The 18,700-nt window shown below is 73.9% G+C and carries 12 protein-coding genes; 3 read left to right on the top strand and 9 right to left on the bottom strand.

From position 1 onward, the window contains the following. Nucleotides 1-38: 38 nt before the first annotated feature. Entirely contained in the window at nt 39-3,341 is a 3,303-nt protein-coding gene (locus AB8O64_RS31450) for a bifunctional cytochrome P450/NADPH--P450 reductase (protein WP_370422909.1), read from the bottom strand. A gap of 139 nt (nt 3,342-3,480) precedes the next feature. On the opposite strand from AB8O64_RS31450, the gene AB8O64_RS31445 reads away from it, so the two are divergent. Continuing rightward, nucleotides 3,481-4,167 (top strand): helix-turn-helix transcriptional regulator, encoded by a 687-nt coding sequence (locus tag AB8O64_RS31445; RefSeq protein ID WP_370422908.1) that lies wholly within the window; start codon nt 3,481-3,483, stop codon nt 4,165-4,167. Here the strand turns inward: AB8O64_RS31445 and AB8O64_RS31440 are convergent. Then, nucleotides 4,113-4,814, bottom strand: a complete 702-nt coding sequence (locus AB8O64_RS31440) for a (2Fe-2S)-binding protein (protein ID WP_370422906.1) — start codon at nt 4,812-4,814, stop codon at nt 4,113-4,115. The genes AB8O64_RS31445 and AB8O64_RS31440 overlap by 55 nt on opposite strands. 234 nt (nt 4,815-5,048) lie before the next feature. Between AB8O64_RS31440 and AB8O64_RS31435 the strand changes: the two genes are divergently transcribed. Both AB8O64_RS31435 and AB8O64_RS31430 read left to right on the top strand, forming a co-directional pair. Beyond that, on the top strand, nt 5,049-7,385 hold the full coding sequence (locus AB8O64_RS31435) for a GH92 family glycosyl hydrolase (protein ID WP_370422905.1): 2,337 nt from the start codon (nt 5,049-5,051) through the stop codon (nt 7,383-7,385). An 89-nt stretch (nt 7,386-7,474) separates the two neighbouring features. Further along, nucleotides 7,475-8,917 (top strand): amino acid permease, encoded by a 1,443-nt coding sequence (locus AB8O64_RS31430; RefSeq protein ID WP_365369799.1) that lies wholly within the window; start codon nt 7,475-7,477, stop codon nt 8,915-8,917. A gap of 22 nt (nt 8,918-8,939) precedes the next feature. On the opposite strand, the gene AB8O64_RS31425 is transcribed toward AB8O64_RS31430, so the two are convergent. The 7 genes from AB8O64_RS31425 to AB8O64_RS31395 all read right to left on the bottom strand — a co-directional run bounded on the left by AB8O64_RS31425 (nt 8,940) and on the right by AB8O64_RS31395 (nt 18,670). Continuing rightward, nucleotides 8,940-9,806: an Fpg/Nei family DNA glycosylase gene (locus AB8O64_RS31425; RefSeq protein ID WP_370422903.1), complete on the bottom strand. Its 867-nt coding sequence runs from the start codon at nt 9,804-9,806 to the stop codon at nt 8,940-8,942. A gap of 35 nt (nt 9,807-9,841) precedes the next feature. Then, complete coding sequence (locus AB8O64_RS31420; protein WP_370422901.1) at nt 9,842-11,038, bottom strand: FAD-dependent monooxygenase; 1,197 nt, start codon at nt 11,036-11,038, stop codon at nt 9,842-9,844. Nucleotides 11,039-11,141: 103 nt separating this feature from the next. Beyond that, nucleotides 11,142-13,619, bottom strand: coding sequence for an ABC transporter (locus tag AB8O64_RS31415; protein WP_370422899.1), 2,478 nt, complete (start codon nt 13,617-13,619; stop codon nt 11,142-11,144). Nucleotides 13,620-13,810: 191 nt separating this feature from the next. Next, a complete protein-coding gene (locus tag AB8O64_RS31410; RefSeq protein ID WP_370422898.1) occupies nt 13,811-15,343 on the bottom strand; it encodes an ABC transporter ATP-binding protein in 1,533 nt (510 codons plus the stop codon). Beyond that, complete coding sequence (locus AB8O64_RS31405; protein ID WP_370422897.1) at nt 15,340-16,131, bottom strand: ABC transporter permease; 792 nt, start codon at nt 16,129-16,131, stop codon at nt 15,340-15,342. Before AB8O64_RS31405 ends, AB8O64_RS31410 begins: the two co-directional genes overlap by 4 nt. Next, a complete protein-coding gene (locus tag AB8O64_RS31400; protein WP_370422895.1) occupies nt 16,128-17,111 on the bottom strand; it encodes an ABC transporter permease in 984 nt (327 codons plus the stop codon). Before AB8O64_RS31400 ends, AB8O64_RS31405 begins: the two co-directional genes overlap by 4 nt. Next, nucleotides 17,108-18,670, bottom strand: coding sequence for an ABC transporter substrate-binding protein (locus AB8O64_RS31395; protein WP_370422894.1), 1,563 nt, complete (start codon nt 18,668-18,670; stop codon nt 17,108-17,110). Before AB8O64_RS31395 ends, AB8O64_RS31400 begins: the two co-directional genes overlap by 4 nt. Nucleotides 18,671-18,700 lie beyond the last annotated feature (30 nt).

The raw sequence follows: 18,700 nt of genomic DNA, 5'->3' as shown, positions 1-18,700 counted from the left end.
GGTACGGGAGTTGATCAAGTGACGGGGACGGGGGTGGTTCAGCCCGCCCCGTAGACGTCCTCCACATAGCGGCCCGCTTCGGTCAGCTCGCGCAGCCAGGCGTCGCAGGCGGCGGTGTCCGCGCCGGTCCGGCGGGCGTACAGCTCGCGCAGGGCCGCGCGGACGCCCGGTGCCATCCGGGCGCCGTCGCCGCACACGTACACGCGCGCCCCGGCCTCCAGCAGTGCCCAGACCTCGTCCCCCTCGGCGGCGATGCGGTGCTGGACGTAGCGGATGTCCCCCGCGCCGCCGGGCCGGGGGCCGGCGCTGAACGCGGGCCGCAGGGACACCGCGCCCGCGTCCTCGGCGGCGCGCAGTTCGGCCGCGTGCAGGAAGTCCGCCTCCGGTGCGTCACAGCCGAAGTACAGCAATGCGGGGGCGAGTTCGGCGCCGGACGCGAGGAGGGCGCGGCGGTCGGCGACCGCGCCCCGGAAGGGGGCGAGGCCCGTTCCGGCGGCCACCATGACGACGGGGGCCTTGGTCCCGTGCGGGATGCGGAAGTCCGCGCGGCACGGCTGGACGCGGGCGAGGACGGTGTCGCCGGGCCGCAGCCCGGCGAGGTGCCCCGAGCCCGTGCCCCGGTACTCGCCCCGGCCGGAGCGGGCGGGGGCGCGCAGCAAGGAGACCATGAGGTCGAGGTGACCGGCCCCCGTGGCGGCGGGCGAGGAGGAGATGGAGTACATCCGGGGCCGCATGGGCGGCAGCAGGTCGGGCACGGCCGCCGGGCCGAGCGTGCCGCGCAGCGCGGGGTGGTCCTCGATCAGGTCCAGGAGGGTGCGCGGGTCGTCGGCGGGCAGGGCGCGCAGGGCGGCCTGTTCGGGCGGACAGGGGTGACGGTCGGCGAGGGCGGCCAGCTGCCGGGGCGTGGGCCGGTCCTGCAGCTCGACGTGGTGGGTGAGGATCTCCCGTACGGTCAGCGGCCGGTCGAGGACCAGGGTGCCCGGTCCCGGTCGGCCCGGACCGTTCGGCCGCACGGCGAGGACGGTTTCCGGGTCCAGGCCGAGGAGGTCCGCGGCGCGGGCGACGAGGTGCGGGGCGTTGGCGGGGAGCACGGCGAGGTGGTCGGCCGTGCGGTACTCCACCCCGTCGGGGAGCGCGAGCCGCAGGAAGTGCTTCGTGCGCGGGTGCGCGGGGTCGGTGAGGGGGTACGCCTCGGTGACCGTCATGGGCACCATGCCGTGCCGGTCGGCGAGTGCGGTGAGCGGGTCGCCGGCGATCTCGGTGACGGTGCAGGCGGGCTGAAACGCGGAGACGGCGGCGGTGGAGAGGGAGGTGTCCGCCCCGATCGACTCCGGGTCGCCGTGCCGTTCCAGGAGCGTCCTGCGCAGGGTGCGGGCGAAGTCCTCGATCGCGCCGGTCAGATCGCCCGAGACGTCGGCCTCGGCGCGGGGCAGCAGCCGGGTGCCGCCGAGCGCCGCGAGCCGCTCGTCGAGGAGGGTGGGCACGCGCTGGTAGGTGGCGGCCCAGTTGCGGTCGCCGACGCCGAGGACGGCGTAGGCGACTCCGGTGGCGGCGCCCGGGTCGGCCGCCTCGGCCCACCGGGTGAAGGCGGTCGCGTCGTCCGTCGGCCGGCCGTTGTAGGAGGCGGCGACGATGACGACGGGCGCGTCGGTGGGCAGGGCGCCGGCGTGCGCGTCGAGCGGGGCGACGGTGGCGTCGAAGCCGAGGGCGGCGGCCTCGTCGGCGAGGTTGCGGGCGAAGTCGCGGCAGGTGCCGTAGTTGCTGCCGTGCAGGACGAGCAGTCCGGTGCCCTGCCGGGCGCGGGTGGGCGCCTCGTCGCCGTCGCCGGTGTCCGTGCGCGGGGCGGGGCCGGAGCGGCCGGGCAGGGCGGCGCGGGCCTCGGCCCGGTCGGCGGGGGTGCGGCGGGCGAGGGTGAGGGTGAAGCCGTCCGGCTTGAGGGTCAGCGTCTCCTTGATCCGCAGCCGGTAGCCGGTGTGGTCGATGAAGCGGTAGCGGTGCACCAGCAGCCCGAGCAGCATGGTGGCCTCGTGCAGGGCGAACTGCCGCCCGATGCAGGCACGTTCACCCGTGCCGAAGGGTTTGTACGCGTGCGGGGAGCGGGCCGCCTCCGCCTCGGGGGCGAAACGGGTGGGGTCGAACAGCTCGGGATTGTCGCCCCAGACGGCGTCCCGGTGGAGCAGCGGCGTGAGGACGGTGACGCCCTGGCCCGCGCGCAGCGGGTAGCGGCCGCCGAGGAGGGTGTCCTCGCGGGCCTGTCGGCTGAAGGCGGCGGCGGTGGGCCACAGCCGCAGCGCCTCGCTCAGCACCTGCCGGGTCCAGCGCAGCCGCCCCACGTCCTCGAACGTCGGCTCGGGGTCCTCGGTGTCGCCCCACAGTTCGTCCGTCTCCCGCTGGGCGAGGCGCAGCGCGACGGGGTCCTTCAGGAGGTGGTGGAGCGCGAAGGACAGCGCCCCGGAGGTGGTCTCGTGGCCGGCGATGAGGAAGGTGATGACCTGGTTGCGGATGTTGGCGAGGTCGAGGGTGGTGCCGTCGGCGGGGTGCGGGGCGCCGAGCATGAGGCCGAGGAGGTCGTCGGTGCTGCTGTCGCCGGCGGCCGTACGGGCACTGATCACGTCGTCCACGACGCCGGCGAGGAAGGCGGCGTCCGACCGGAACGCCTCGTCCTCGGCGCGGTGGTCGCCGCCGGGTGCGCGCCCGAGGGCGTGCATGCTCCAGTCCAGGCAGCGCACCATGGCACCGACGAAGGGGTGCGGCTCCTCGCGGGCGAACGACTCGAAGTCGTAGCCGAACCCGGCGAGGCCGATGGTGTCGAGCGTCATCCGGGTCATGTCCTCGGGGACGTCGACGGGCGTGCCCGAGCCGAGCCGGGCGTCCCAGGAGGAGATGAGGCGGCGGGCGACCCGCAGCATGGCCGGGTGGTAGGCGCGCATCGACCCGAGGGCGAAGGCGGGCATCAGGATGTCGTGGGCCTTGGCCCAGTTGGGCTCGTCGTTGTACGCGGTGAACAGTCCGTCGGCGGCGAACTCGCGGACGTTCTCCAGGGCCGGGCCGACGTACTTGGTGAAGCGTTCCTCGTCGGCGAGCTCGGTGACCAGGTCGAGCGAGCTGACGAAGAGGGTGTCGAGGCCGTTGAGCCTGCGCCGGAAGACCGGGCCGTGCCGGCGTGCCAGCCGCATCGCCTGCTGGACGGGGGTGGCTCCGGCGCCGACGGCGGAGATGTCCACCACGGGGACGGCGTCGTTCCCGGTGTCCGATGGTGTGCCGGACGGTGTCGTGCCTGACGGCTCGACACGTGTGGCGGGCAGGGCGTGCGCGGGCTGCGCGAGGGTCGCGTGGGTCATGCGTCCAGGCTGGCCGCCCCGACGGGGGGTGCCGTCGGCGGCGACTGCATGATTGTGCAGTGGTCCGCGGCGTGTCGCTCTTGCGCGCGAGCACGCCAGGGGCTCGCAGGAGCACGGTACGAGCGGGAGGCCCGCGGGCATGAGCAGCGACGAGTACATCGCCTGGCGCAACCACTTCCTGCTGCTGCTCGACCGGATCCCGACGCCGATCGCCGTCTGCCGGGCGGACGGGGAGATCACGGTCGCGAACCCGGCCATGGCCGCCGAGTGGGGCGCGGTCCCCGGGCGGCTGCGGGGCCGCAATGTGCTGGACCTCTTCCGCCCGCGCGCCTCCGCCCAGCTCGACCGGCTCGGTGAGGCGCTGCGGCTGGGCCATCGCTCCCGCTACCGCGTCGAGGTGTGCTGGCCCGCGGCGGGTGCGGACGGGGCCGAGCGCGAGGGCGAGCTGTTGGTGGACCCGGTCGGCGAGCCGTCCCCGACGTATCCGATGCTGCTGGTGGTGCTGCGGGTGCGGGCGGCCGGGCCCGCCTCGCCCGTGGCGCCGCCGGAGGCGGAGGTGAGCGAGGTGGAGGCCCGGATCCTCGCGCTGGCGGCGTCGGGGGCCACGACGGCCGCCGTGGGCAAGGCGGTCGGGCTGACCGTGGACGGGGTCAATTACCATCTGGCCCGGCTCACCCGGCGCTGGCGGGTGCCGAACCGTACCGCGCTGGTGGCCAAGGCGTATGTACTCGGGGTGCTCTCCCCCGGGCGGTGGCCGCCTACACCTGCCGGTCAGCGGGTGCGCAGCACGCAGTCGCCGCACATGCCGCCGGAGGGCACCCGGTAGTACAGACAGCAGCTGCGGCGCCGGAAGGACGGCACGCCGCGGGTGGTGAGCGTGCCGGTGCCGCGCAGCAGCGGGTCCTCGAAGAGGGCTTGGGTGAGGGTGACCGCCCGGGCCGCGTCCTCGGGCCGGCCCTGTTCGAGGCACCAGGTGTGCAGGACGCGCAGGGAGCCGGCGAGGGAGGAGGCCGCGTTGCCCCACAGCAGCCGCCCGGAGATCGGGACGACCGCGCGGGTGAGGTGGTGCAGGCAGGCCAGCCGGTCGTGCAGGACGCTCGCGGCGATCAGCGGCACCGGGTCGGTGCCGGGCGGCAGGGCGGCCGGGCGGGGCAGCCAGAGGTCGTCGGGGGCGGTTCGGGCGGGGTGCCACCACAGCGCCGGGCCCGTGAGGTCGGGGACGCGTCCGGTGAGCACGGCGGAGCCGAGGGCGATCGAGAGCAGCCGTCCGGCGATGCCCTGGAAGGCGATGGACGCGGCCACCCGGCGGTCCGCGGTATCGAGCCGCTCGGCGACGGTCGCCACCCGGGCCCGTACGGCCGGTTCGGCGAGGGGCAGATAGCCGTCTCCGGGCGGCCCGTCGGGGGCGGCGGGTCCGGCGTCGGTGCGCAGGGCGAAGAAGGGCCCTACGGAGTCGAGGTCGCCGAGGTGCATGGGCGGGTGCGCCTTCCTCAGTCGGTCGTGCGGCTGCCGGGGGGCGCGCCCATAGGTATCAGAAGGCACCCCGCGGGCCACCGGCGGGGTGACAGCTCGTCACCCCCTGCGGACCGCCCGGGAACGCTGCCCGGGCACCACGCCCACCATGCGACGCATCCTTGACAGGCTTCCCGCCCCACAGGAGCCTCGACCTGACAACGATGTCATCGGAACATGTGAGGGACGTGGACGATGAGATGGACCCAACGCCCGCGGCCGCGCACCCTGGCGGTCGCACTCGCCCTCGCGGCGATGCTGGGCGGTACCGCCCTCGTATCCGCACCGGCGGCCCCGAAGGCCGAGCCCCTCACCGATCTGGTGAACCCGTTCATCGGCACCCAGAACGCGGGCAACACCTTCCCCGGCGCCTCGGTGCCGTTCGGCATGGTGCAGCTCTCCCCCGACACCAGGCGCAACTTCGGCTACGACTACAAGGACGACCACATCCGTGGCTTCAGCTCCGTGCACCTGTCCGGGGTCGGCTGCAACCTCGGCGGCGATCTGCCGGTCCTGCCCACCACGGGTGAGGTGACGGAGACCGACTACGGGCGCTACGCCGCGAAATTCGACCACGCGGACGAGAAGGCTCACCCCGGCTACTACCGGGTCGCTCTGCAGACCGGCATCACCGCCGAGCTGACGGCGGGTGCCCGCACCGGTCACCAGCGCTACACCTTCCCCGCGACGGACAAGGCCAACGTCCTGCTGAACGCCGGACAGTCGATCCACAAGACGGTCTCCACCACCGTCGAGATCCTCGATTCCCGTACCGTCCGCACCACCATCACCGGCCGGGGCTTCTGCCGGGACACCCGCCCGTACACCCTCCACACCCTCACCCGTTTCGACCGTCCCTTCACCACCTACGGCACCTGGAACGGCGGGACGGTCACCGACCGGTCCAAGCACTCCACCTCCACCGGCCGCAACGGCGCCTGGGTCCGCTTCGACACCACCGCCGACCGGACCGTCGAGGCCACCACCGCCATCAGCTACGTCGACGCGGCGGGCGCGGCGGGCAACCTGCGGGCCCAGCCCGGCGGCTTCGACCGGACGGCCGAGGCCGCCCGCTCCGCCTGGGAGCAGCGGCTGGGCTCGGTACGGGCCGTGGGCGGCGGGAAGTCGCTGCGGCGCGCCTTCTATTCCTCGCTCTACCGCTCCTTCCTCACCCCCAACATCGGCAGTGACGCCGACGGCCGCTACACCGGCTGGGACCAGCGCACGCACCGCGCCGAGGGCTTCACCTACTACCAGAACTGGTCCCTGTGGGACACCTACCGCACCCAGGCGCAGCTGCTGGCGCTGCTCGCGCCGGGCGAGTCGCGGGACATGGCGCTGTCGGTGCTGCGGATCGACACCGAGAGCGGCTGGCTGCCCAAATGGGGCTACGCCACGGTCGAGACGAACATCATGACCGGTGACCCCGTGACGCCCTACCTCACCAACGCCTATCAGCACGGGCTGCTGAAGGGCCACGAGGAGGAGGTCTACCGGGCGCTGCGCAAGAACGCCGACGGGGTGCCCCCGGCCGAGTCCATGCAGGTGGGCCGGGAGGGCAACGCCGAATACGTCCGGAACGGTTTCGTGCCCTTCCGGCCCGACGCGCCCGAGCGCAAGCCCGGCGACACCGACTACAAGCACGCCGCGTCGGCCACCTTGGAGTACGCGCTGTCCGACGCCGTGCTCGCGAAGATGGCGCGGGGCCTCGGCCACCGGGAGGACGCCGAGCGGTACGCGGCCCGGTCCCTGAACTACCGGAAGCTGCACGACGCGACCACCGGCTTCTTCCGCCCCCGGGACGCGAACGGCGCGTTCGCCGGGTCCGCCGACCCGGCGAAGAGCCCCGGCTTCCACGAGGGCACGGCCTGGCAGTACCAGTGGCTGGTGCCGCACGACGTGCCGGGCATGGTGAAGCTGATCGGCGGCAAGGACGCGGCGGACAAACGGCTGGACGCGTTCTTCGCGTACGACAAGCTGCTCGCCGATCCGGCGCGGACCGCGCGCGAGGTGTGGATCAACGGCCCCTACGCCTACTACAACGCCGACAAGTACAACCCGCAGAACGAGCCGGACCTCATCGCCCCGTACACCTACCTCTCCACCGGCAAGCCGTGGAAGACGACGGACGTGGTGCACGCCGCGCTGACGCTCTTCACCGACACACCGACCGGGATGACGGGCAACGACGACCTCGGCACGATGTCGGCGTGGATGGTGCTCTCCGCCATCGGGGTGTACCCGGTGCAGCCGGGCGGTGACGTGTGGGGGCTGAGCACCCCGGTCTTCGACCGCGTGGACCTGCGGCTGGACCGGCGCTGGTACCCGCAGGGCGGCTTCGCGGTCACCGCGCCGGGCACCTCGGGCACCGACCGGTACATCCGCTCCGCGCACCTGGACGGGAAGCAGCTCGACCGTACGTATCTGACGACCCGGGAGATCCGCCAGGGCCGGCGGCTGGACTTCCGGGTGGGCGCCACCCCCTCCCGCTGGGGCACGGCACGCACCTCCGCGGCGCCCGCCATCGGATGAACCCTCGGCCGGGCGCGGGGCGGCACCTTCCTTCGCCGCCCCCGCTCGGCCATGATGACCGGCCGTCAGCGTCGACGAGAGGACACGAGATGGCCGGGCTCCGGCAAGGCGTACTGCGCCGCAAACCGATCGAGCACATCGAGGAGGCGGAGACGGCCGAGGGCGGTGGGCCCTCCCAACAGCTGACCCGGACGCTGGGCCTGTGGCAGCTCACGGCGATCGGTGTCGGCGGCATCATCGGCGCCGGCATCTTCAGCCTCGCGGGCACCGTCGCGAACGGCACGGCGGGCCCGGCCGTGCTCATCTCCTTCCTGATCGCGGGCGTGGCGAGCGCGGCCGCGGCGTTCTCGTACGCGGAGTTCGCGGGCCTGATCCCGCGCGCCGGATCCGCCTACACCTACGGCTACGTGGTGCTCGGCGAGATCGGCGGCTGGTTCATCGGCTGGGACCTGCTGCTGGAGTACACGGCGATCGTCGCGGTCGTGGCCATCGGCATCTCCGGGTACATCAACTTCCTGCTCGGGGAGGTGAACGCGGAGCTGCCCGCGTGGATGCTGGGCGCCCCGGGCACCGGGGACGGGCACCGGGTGGACCTGTTCGCGGCGGTGCTGTGCCTGCTGATCGCGTATCTGCTGACCATGGGCATCAAGAACGCGGCCCGCTTCGAGACCGTGGTCGTGGGGCTGAAGATCCTGGTGGTGCTGCTGGTCGTCGTGGTGGGCTTCTTCCACGTCAAGTCCGACAACTACACCCCGTTCTTCCCCTTCGGCGTCACCGGCGCGTTCACGGGAGCGGCCACGGTCTTCTTCGCGGTGTTCGGGTACGACGCGATGTCCACGGCGGCCGAGGAGTCGAAGGACGCGCAGCGGCACATGCCGAAGGCGATCATGTACTCCCTCGCGGTGTCGATGGTCCTCTACGTCCTGGCGTGCCTGGTGCTCACCGGCATGCAGCCCTACAAGGAGATCGACAAGGAGAGCGGCTTCTCCACCGCGTTCAAGTCGGTGGGGCTGACCGGCATCGCGGACGTCATCGCGGTCGGCGCGATCATCGGCATCCTGACGGTGATGTTCACCTTCATGCTCGGGGTGACCCGTGTGTGGTACGCGATGAGCCGTGACGGGCTGCTGCCCAAGTGGTTCGCGAAGACGCACCCGACCCGGCACGTGCCGACCCGGGTGACGTGGATCGTCGGCTTCGCGTCGGCGGCGATCGCGGGCTTCGTACCGATCGGCGAGGCGGCGGAGCTCACCAACATCGGCATTCTGCTGGCCTTCGCGGTGGTGTGCACCGCCGTCATCGTGCTGCGCTACAAGCGGCCGGAGCTGCCGCGCAGCTTCCGCTGCCCGTGGGTGCCGTTCGTCCCGGCGGTCGGGGTCGCCGCGTCGATCTGGCTGATCACGTATCTGGCCTGGCAGACGTGGGCGCGGTTCGCGGTGTGGTTCGGCATCGGGCTGGTGGTGTACTTCGCGTACTCCTACCGCAATTCGGAGCTGGCCAAGGCGGAGCGGGCGGCCGGCCGCCAGGACTGACGCGCCCTCTTGTTGAGGAGCCCTATTTCAGCAGGCGGGAAAGCCTCCGGTCCGCGAGAGGCTTCCCGCCTGTCTGGCAGGTGGGGCAGTACTGGAGGGAGGAGTCGCTAAAGGACACCTCCCGGATCGTGTCCTGGCAGACCGGACACGGCTGCCCGGTCCTGCCGTGCACCCGCAGCCCGCTCTTCTTCTCCGCCTTCAGCTCCCCGGCGGCGTGCCCGCGCGAGCGTTCCAGCGCGTCGCGCAGGGTGGCGCCGAGGGCCGCGTAGAGCGCTGCGGTCTCCTCCTGTGTGAGGCTCGCGGCGAGTTTGAAGGGGGACATGCGCGCGGCGTGCAGGATCTCGTCGGAGTAGGCGTTGCCGATGCCGGCGATCACGCTCTGGTCCCGCAGGACGCCCTTGAGCTGCCGGCGCTCCGCGCGCAGCAGCCCCGCGAAGACCTCCAGGGTGAACTCCGGTGCCAGGGGGTCGGGGCCGAGCCGGGCGATGCCCGGCACCTCGGCGACGTCGCGGACGCAGTACACGGCGAGCCGCTTCTGGGTGCCGGCCTCGGTGAGGTCGAAGCCGTCCCCGGCGGGCCCCGCGAGGCGCACACGGAGGGCCAGCGGTCCCTTCCCGGGCCGCGGCGGGGCGTCCGGCAGGGGGTCCCGCCAGCGCAGCCAGCCCGCGCGGGCGAGGTGGAAGACGAGATGGGGGCCGTCGGTGACGAGATCGAGGAACTTGCCGTGCCGGCGCACCCCGACCACCGTGCGGCCCTCGACATCGGTCAGCGGCGGGTCGTACGTCTTCAGCACGCTGACCGTCAGCGGCAGCACCCGCTCGACCGTACGGCCGACGAGGTGCTCGGTGAGGAAGCCGGCCAGCGCTTCGACCTCGGGCAGCTCCGGCATGCTTCCAGTCTGCCGCAGCGGGCCGAGGCGGCAAGTCAGCGCACGGTGGCCGCCCAGTCGACGCGGTAGCCGGTGAGCCAGTCGGCGCTGCCGTCCCCTTTCTCCGCGACTTTCTCCGCGACCTGGCGGGCCACCTCGGCGTCACGCGCCCGCCGCTCCTCGAAGGTGGGCGACAGCCGGCCCGCCATCTCGGCGCTGAGCGCGACGGCCCGCTCGACGCGCGCGCGGCGCAGCCGCTCGTAGGCGGCGAAGGCCCGCTGCGCGTCGGGGAGGTCGCGCAGACAGCGGGCGAGGACGACGGCGTCCTCGATGGCCAGCGAGGCGCCCTGCGCGGCGTTGGGCGCGGTGGCGTGGGCGGCGTCCCCTATGACGACGGCACGCCGGCCGTGCCAGACGGGGGTGGTGGGGATGTCGTAGGCGTTCATGCCGACGACGGCGTCACCGGTGGCCGCGGCGATGGCGGCGGCGGGCGTGCGGTCGGCGCCGAAGGTGTCGATGACGCGGCGGCGCCAGTGGTCCGGGCCGGCGGCGAGGTCGGCGGCGGGCAGCTCGGCACCGGGGATGTTCGCGAACCAGTAGGTCGTGCCGTCCGGTGCGGTGGTGCAGCCGAAGAACCCCTGCCGTCCGTAGATCATGCGGTAGGTGTGCGGCGGGGCGGGGTCGGTGGTGTCCCGGGTGCGGCCGCAGACGGTGAGCTGGCCGGTGTGGCGGGGCGGCGGCGCGGCGGGGTCGAGGAGGGTGCGGGTGCGGGAGTGGATGCCGTCGGCGCCGATGAGCAGATCGCCCTCGGCGCGGGTGCCGTCCGCGAAGGACGCCACGACCCGGCCGCCCGCCGTGGTCGTGGCGTCGACGAGGCGTTTGCCGTACTCGATACGGACACCGCGGCGGACGGCCTCGTCGCGCAGGGCGCGGTAGAGGGCGGCGCGCTGGAGGGTGCGGGGGCTCAGGGCCGGCTCCGCGGTGCCCGCGAGGGGCCGGGAGCCGAGCGGTGCGCCGGTGTCGGAGAGGAACTCGGCCGTCTCGGCGGGGAAGGAGTGCTCGCGCACGGCCACGTCGGCGCCGATGCTCCGCAGCGCGGCCAGCCCGTTGGCGAAGAGGACGAGGAACGCGCCGAGATGGTCGGCGCCGGTGGGATACGCCTCGTGGACGGTCGCGTCGAAGCCGGCTTTCCGCAGGGCCATCGCGGCCACGGGTCCGGCGATGCCCCCGCCGATGATCAGAGCATGCGCCATGGTGCTCCGTTCCGACGCCTCGCGTGCGGTCGAACGCTTGACCATGAGCGTAGCGGGCCGGGGTGCGGTGCTCCAGAGTGCGTGCCGACGGGTCCGGGGCCGCTCAGCCGCCTCCCCGCAGGGCCTCGGCGAGATAGGGCGCGGTCACGCTTCCGGCGGCGCCCGCCACGTCCCCCGGGGTTCCGGCGGCGACGATCCGGCCGCCCTCGGCCCCGCCGCCGGGCCCGAGGTCGACGACGTGGTCGGCGCCCGCGGCCACGGCCATGTCGTGCTCGACGACCACCACCGTGTTGCCCGCGTCGACCAGTCCGTGCAGCTGACGCAGCAGCAGTTCGGTGTCGGCGGGGTGCAGTCCGGTGGTGGGCTCGTCCAGGAGGTACAGGGTGTGTCCGCGGTGGGTGCGCTGGAGTTCGGTGGCGAGCTTGATGCGCTGCGCCTCCCCGCCGGACAGCTCGGTGGCGGGCTGTCCCAGGCGCAGATAGCCGAGGCCGACGTCCTGGAGCGTCCGCAGGCCGCGCAGCGCGGCGGGCACGTCGGCGAGGAAGCCGACGGCCGCGTCGACGGTCATGTCGAGGACGTCGGCGATGGTCGCGCCCCGGTAGGTGATCTCCAAGGTCTCGGGGTTGTAGCGCGCGCCCCGGCAGGCGGTGCAGGGCGCGTACGTGCCGGGCAGGAAGAGGAGTTCGACGGCGACGAAGCCCTCGCCCTGGCAGACCTCGCAGCGCCCGGCGACGACGTTGAAGGAGAAGCGGCCCACGGTGTACCCGCGGGCGCGGGCCTCGTCCGTCGCCGCGAAGACCTTGCGGACGGCGTCGAACAGGCCGGTGTAGGTGGCGAGGTTGGAGCGCGGGGTGCGTCCGATCGGCCGCTGGTCGACCCGGACCAGGCGGTCGATCGCCGCGAGCCCCTCGGCGGCCGCGGCGGCGGGGCCGTGCTCACCGGTCTCGCCGTCCTCCTCGTCGGGGCCCGCGCCGACGTGGGAGCCGACGACCTCCGCGAGCACCTGGCTGACCAGCGTCGACTTGCCCGAGCCGGACACGCCGGTGACGGCGGTGAAGACCCCGAGGGGGAACTCGGCGTCGAGGTCGCGGAGATTGTGCCGGGTGACACCGCGCAGCCGCAGCGAGCCGGAGGGGGTGCGGGGCGCGCGCGGGACCGGCGGCGCCGCTTCGGGGAAGACGAACCGCCGGGTCGCCGATTCCGCCACGTCCGCGAGCCCCGCGACCGGCCCGCTGTGCAGCACCCGCCCGCCGTGTTCCCCGGCGTGCGGACCGACGTCGACGAGCCAGTCCGCGCGGCGTACGACGTCCATGTGGTGCTCGACGACGAACAGCGAATTGCCCGCGGCCTTGAGTCGGTCCAGGACGGTCAGCAGGGCGGCGCTGTCGGCGGGGTGCAGCCCCGCCGACGGCTCGTCCAGGACGTACACGACGCCGAACAGCCCCGAGCGCAGCTGGGTGGCGAGCCGGAGCCGCTGGAGTTCACCGGCGGAGAGAGTGGGAGTGGGGCGGTCCATGCCGAGGTAACCGAGGCCGAGTTCGGTCAGCACCTCGATGCGGGCGACGAGGTCCTTGGCGAGCGTCGCGGCCACGCCGTCGCGGTCGCCGTCGTCCGTGGCGGCCGGTCGCAGCACCTCCGCGAGCCCGGACAGGGGCAGCGCGGCGAGCGCGGCGATGTCCCGCCCGGCGAAGGTGACGGCCAGCGCCTCGGGCCGCAGCCGCCGCCCGTCGCACACCGGGCACGGCCCGCTCACCAGGTGCCGCTCGGCGCGCGCCCGCAGCGCGGCGCTCTTGGAGTCCGCGAAGGTGTGCAATACGTAGCGTTTCGCGCTCATGTACGTGCCCTGGTACGGGCGTTGGATCCGCTCCGCGTCCCGTACGGGGTGCACGGTGACGACCGGCTGCTCGTCGGTGAACAGGATCCATTCGCGGTCGGCGGGCGGCAGCTCGCGCCACGGCCGGTCGACGTCGTGGCCGAGCGCGGCCAGGATGTCGCGCAGGTTCTTGCCCTGCCACGCCCCCGGCCAGGCGGCGATCGCCCCCTCCCGGATCGACAGCGACGGATCGGGCACCAGCGACTCCTCCGTCACCCGGTGCACCCGCCCGAGACCGTGGCACTCGGGGCACGCCCCGGCGGCGGTGTTGGGCGAGAAGGCGTCGGAGTCGAGCCGCGCGGCTCCTTCGGGGTACGTACCGGCCCGGGAGAACAGCATCCGCAGCGAGTTGGACAGCGTGGTCACCGTCCCGACGGAGGACCGCGACGTCGGCGCCGACCGCCGCTGCTCCAGTGCCACGGCGGGCGGCAGCCCGGTGATCTCCTCCACCTTCGGCGCGCCGACCTGGTGGATCAGCCGTCGCGCGTAGGGGGCGACGGATTCGAAGTAGCGCCGCTGGGCCTCGGCGTAGACGGTCCCGAAGGCGAGCGAGCTCTTGCCCGAGCCGGAGACCCCGGTGAAGACGACGAGGGCGTCCCGGGGGATGTCCACGTCGACACCCCGCAGATTGTGCACCCGGGCGCCCCGGACACGGACGTACCCCGCGGACGGGTCGGCGGGGAGGGCCGGGTCGTTCATCGAGGTCATCTCCGCGGTTCGCGTGGGCCTGGCCTGCAGATCTTCGACTATATGCCGCCATTCGCCTGACCGGCGGATCTTCGGCTGCGGGCCGGCTGTGCCGCCTGCGGCGGCGAGCGCCCTGCGGGCGCGTCCTCAAACGCCGGACGGGCTGGATGTGGCTGAGGACACCGCCGCGCAGAGGTGCACACGTCGGCTACCTACGAACGGCCCGCTGCCGTCAGCGCGCGCGTGAACGCATGACAGGGAGCCGCCAGTACGCGTGCCGTCTCGCCCTGTTCGACGATCTCGCCGTCGTCCAGGACCGCGATACGCGTCGCGAGGGCCGCCGTGTCCAGGTCGTGGGTGATGAGGACGAGCGCCGGGCCGTCGGGCTCGTGGGTCAGCTCGGTCAGCAGTCGGAGGATGCCGCGGCGGGTGACCGTGTCGAGGCCGGAGGTGATCTCGTCGCAGATCAGCACCCGGGGGCGGGCGAGCAGCGCGCGGGCGAGCGCGGCGCGCTGGAGTTCGCCCCCGGACAGCCGGCCGGGCCGCCGCCGGGCGTGTTCCTCGCCCAGCCCCACCCGGGCGAGGACCGTACGGGCCTCCTCCTCGGCCGCGCGCGGCGTGACGCCGCGCAGCCGCACGGCCGTGCGGGCCACTTGGTCCAGCACGGGCCGGTATTCGTCGAAGGCGGCCCGTGCGTCCTGGAAGGCGTACTGCACCGCCGCCAGTTGGGACCGGTTCCGGCGCCGCAGGCTGCGGGGCAGGGGGGTGCCGTCGAGGCTCACGACCCCGTCGTAGGTGGAGTGGAGTCCGGCGAGGCATCGGGCCAGGGTGGTCTTGCCGCTGCCGGACCGTCCCACGACGGCCAGGCACTCCCCCGCGCGGACCGTCAGCGAGGCACCGCGGAGCAGATCACCGGTGCCGCGATGGCGCGCGGTGACACCCTCGGCGGCGAGCAGCGGGGCCCCCGACGGCACACGCACCGGCGCCGGCGCCGTCTTCTCCTCCCCGTGCAGGAGTTCACGCGTCCACAGGTGCCCGGGCGCGGCCCATACGTCCTCCACCGCCCCCGACTCGATCACTCGCCCCTCCCTCATCACCAGCACCTCGTCGGCCAGCTCGCGCACCACGGGCAGATCATGGCTGAGCAGCACGACCGCGATGCCCTGCCGGGCGACCGCGGCCAGCTCGGCGACGATCCGGCGCTTGGTCAGGGCGTCCTGGCCCGTGGTCGGTTCGTCCGCGACGACCACGCGGGCGCCCAGCAACAGGGCCTGGGCCAGCACCACGCGCTGCTGCTGGCCGCCCGAGAGCTGGTGCGGGTAGCGCGTGAGGACCGACCGGCCGTCGGGGAGCTGTGCCGAGGCGAGGGCCGCCAGCACCCGCTCGCGCGCCGCCGCGCCGCGTGCCCGGCGGGGCAGGGAGCGGACCCGGTGGCGGGCGATGTCGTGCAGGAGGGCGCCGACGCGCCGGGCCGGGTTGAGGACGGACGCCGGGTGCTGGGGGACGTACCCCACGAGCCCCTCCGCGACGCGTACGTCACCCGTGACCCGCGCCCCCGCCGGGTACTCGCCGAGCAGCGCGAGGCCCGTCGTCGTCTTTCCGCTGCCGGACGCCCCGACGAGCGCCGTGACCCGGCCGGGCCGCGCCGTCAGGTCCACGCCGTCGACGAGGGCGCGGCCGTCGATCTCGACCCGGAGCCCCCGGATCTCCGCCACGGGCCCGGGTGCGCCCGCCGATTCGCTCATGACCGTCCTCTCTTCTTGGCCAGCCCCGCGTCGAACAGCAGATTCGTCCCGACGGACAGGGACACGATCAGCAGTGCGGGGACGACCACCGCCCACGGCGCCACGAACAGCCCGGTGCGGTTGCGGTCGACCATCACCGCCCAGTCGGCGGTGTCCGCTTCGACCCCCACCCCCAGGAACGCGGCCGTGGCGACCAGGTACAGCGCGCCCGTCAGCCGGACGCCCGCGTCGGCGGCGAGCGTGCGGGCCATCGAACGCCCGACGTATCCGGCGGCCATCCGCCACCAGCTCTCGCCCTGCATGCGCAGGGCCTCGACGGCCGGGCGGGACGCGGCCTCGGCGGCCTGCGCCCGGACGATCCGTGCCGCGTCCGGCACGGTGACCAGTGCCACGAGCAGCGCGAGCCCGGCGGTCCCCGGTTCCAGAGCCGTCGCCACCAGCAGCACGAGGAGCAGGGACGGTACGGCCAGCAGGACGTCCAGGGGGCGCATCAGGGCCTCCTCCAGCCACGGCCGGTGGGTGAGCGCGGCCGTGAGTCCCACCGGCAGGGCCACCGCGTACGCCAGTGCCGTCGCCGCGAGCGACACGAGCACGACGGACCGGCCGCCGAGCAGCACCTGCCGCCACACGTCGCGGCCCACGAAGTCCGTGCCGAGCCAGTGCCCGCCGCCGAGGGTGAACGACGTGCCGCGCGCGCCCGCTCCGCCCGCGAACCAGGGGCCCAGCAGGGCGAGGAGCAGCGGAATCCCGACGATCACCGCGCCGGCCAGAAAGCGCTGGGGCCTCATGCCGCCACCCCCGCCCGGGGGGCGAAGCGGCGGGCGACCAGGTCGGCCGCCAGGTTGAGCACGACGGCGACCAGTCCGAAGACCACCGCGAGGCCCTGCACCACGGGGACGTCCCGGGCCGCGACCGCGTCCATGAGGACCGTGCCGAGGCCGGGGACGACGAACAGCGCCTCGACGACGATCACACCGCTGAGCAGCCAGTCGACGGTCCGGGCGAGTTGCTGGGCGGCGGGGGCGACGGCGTTGGGCAGGGCATGGGCGTAGCGGACGCGGGCGCCGGAGATCCCGTACCGGCGGGCCTGGGCGGTGTACGGCGCGGCCAGCGCGTCGATCATCCCGGCCCGTACGAGCCGGCTGAGGGAGCACACCGGGCGGGCCAGCAGCACCAGGACGGGCAGGACGAGCACCGCCGGGTGGGCGAGCAGGTCGGTGCCGTATCCGACGGCGGTCGGCGGCAGCCAGCCCAGGCGCAGCGCGAAGACGGTCACCAGCAGCACCCCGAAGGCGAATTCGGGCACCGCGTACACCGCGAGGGTCAGGGAGCTGACGGCCCGGTCCACGGGCCCGCCTTCGTGCCGGGCGCCCAGCACACCGAGGCCGACGCCGAGGGGCACCAGCAGGATCACGGTGAGCGCGGCCAGCAGCAGGGTGGGCCCGAAGCCGTCGGCGAGGGCGGAGGTGACGGGGCGTCCGGAGGCGAGCGAGACCCCGAGGTCTCCGTGGAGCAGGCCGGCGGCCCAGTCCGCGAGGCGTTCGTGCGCGGGCCGGTCCAGGTGCAGCGCCTCACGGATCGCGGCGATCCGGGCCGGGTCGGGGTCGTCGCCCGCCAGTGCCACGGCCGCGTCGCCCGGCAGGGCCTCGGTGAGCGCGAAGACGAGCAGCACGACGGCCGCGGTCTGCGCGAGGCCGAGCAGCAGCCGCCGGGCCGCCCAGGAGCGCCACGGGGACGGCTTGGCGGGCCCGGGCAGGACGTCGGTCATGCCAGCCACACGGTGTCGAAGCGGGCCCAGTCCAGCGTGTTGGCGGGGGCTTCCTCGGCGACGCCCCGCACCCGGCGGCCGGTGCCGACGATCCAGTCGGCGAACCCCCACACCAGGAATCCGCCCTCGGCGTGCAGCCTGCGCTGCATCCGCTCGTAGAGGGCATGGCGCTCGGAGGTGCTCTTCGTCGACTGGAGGCGCTGGTAGAGGGCGTCGAAGTCCTTGTGGCGCCAGTGCGTGGCGTTGGTGGTGGAGTCGGTGAGCAGCCGCTGGGAGATGTGCGACTCGATGGGCATGGCGCCGGAGCGGTAGCTGGCCAGGGTGCCGGAATCGAGGATGTCCTTCCAGTAGCTGTCCTTGTTTCCGGTCCTGACCTCGATCGTGACGCCCGCTTTCCTGGCCTGGTCGCGGAAGATCCCGGCGGCCTCGACGAACCCGGCGGCGACCGGCGAGGTGTCGAGGGTGACCCGCAGGTCCTCGGCGCCCGCCTGCTTGAGCAGATGGCGGGCGCGGTCGAGGTCCTGGGTGCGCTGCGGCAGCCCGGCCGCGTAGTGGGCGTAGCCCTTGCCGAAGAGGTCGTTGCCGACCTCTCCCGCCCCGGACAGCGCGCCCTTGACGAGTTCCGCCCGGTCGGCGATGAGGAAGAACGCCTCCCGCACCCGCGGGTCGTCGAACGGCGCCCGGTCGGTCTTCATCGCGAAGCCCTGCATGGCGCTGTCGCGCAGCCGTACGATCTCGATCTGCCCCTTGCCCTCATGGGCGCGGGCGGTGGTGGGGTTCAGCTCGTGCGCGTACTCGACCTGGCCGCCGAGCAGGGCGTTCACCCGCGCGGACTCCTCGCCCGCGACGACGAACTCGATTTCGTCCAGGTGGGGGGCGCCCTCCCAGTAGGCGTCGTTGCGGCGGAAGACCGCGGAGCGGCCGGGTGCGAAGGACACGAAGCGGAACGGGCCCGAGCCGACCGGCTTGTCGAACCGCTCGGTGCCCTTGGGGACGACGTACGCGCCGAACGCGGCCAGCACATTGGGGAATTCGGCGGTCGGCCGCTTCAGCCGGAACTCGACGGTGCGGGCGCCCACCGCGCGGCTCTCGGCGAGGTCGATGGGTTCCAGGGACGCCTTGGCGCGGTAGGCCTTCTTGGGGTCGGCGATGCGGCGGTAGCTGTAGAGCACGTCCTCGGCGGTGACGGGCTTGCCGTCGTGGAAGACCGCCTCGCGCAGGGTGACCGTCCAGCGGTCCAGTCCGGAGTTCGGCTCCCAGCGGGTGGCGAGGCGCGGCCGGGCGGACATGTCGGACCCGTAGTCGGCGAGCTTGTCGAACAGCGCCTTGGCGCGGGCGGCGTCGGCGAACAGATTGCTGAGGTGCGGATCGAGCGTCTCGGCGGCCCCGCCACCGGCGAACGCGGCCCGCAGGCGGCCACCGCGCTTCGGCTTGCCGCCCTTGTCCTGCCCGGACTTGAGGGCGGGTCCGCCGCCGCAGCCGGCGAGGGTGAGAGCGGCGGCGGTGCCGCCGGTCGCGGCGAGGAAGCCGCGACGGTTGAGGCCGGGATAGTGGCGCATGGGTGCTCCTGGTGATGGGTGACTGTAGGT

Origin of the sequence: Streptomyces sp. QH1-20, assembly GCF_041283565.1 — a bacterium.
GTDB lineage: Bacteria > Actinomycetota > Actinomycetes > Streptomycetales > Streptomycetaceae > Streptomyces > Streptomyces syringius.
Note: the sequence above shows the minus strand (reverse complement) of the source record. Positions and strands in the feature narration are given on the sequence as shown.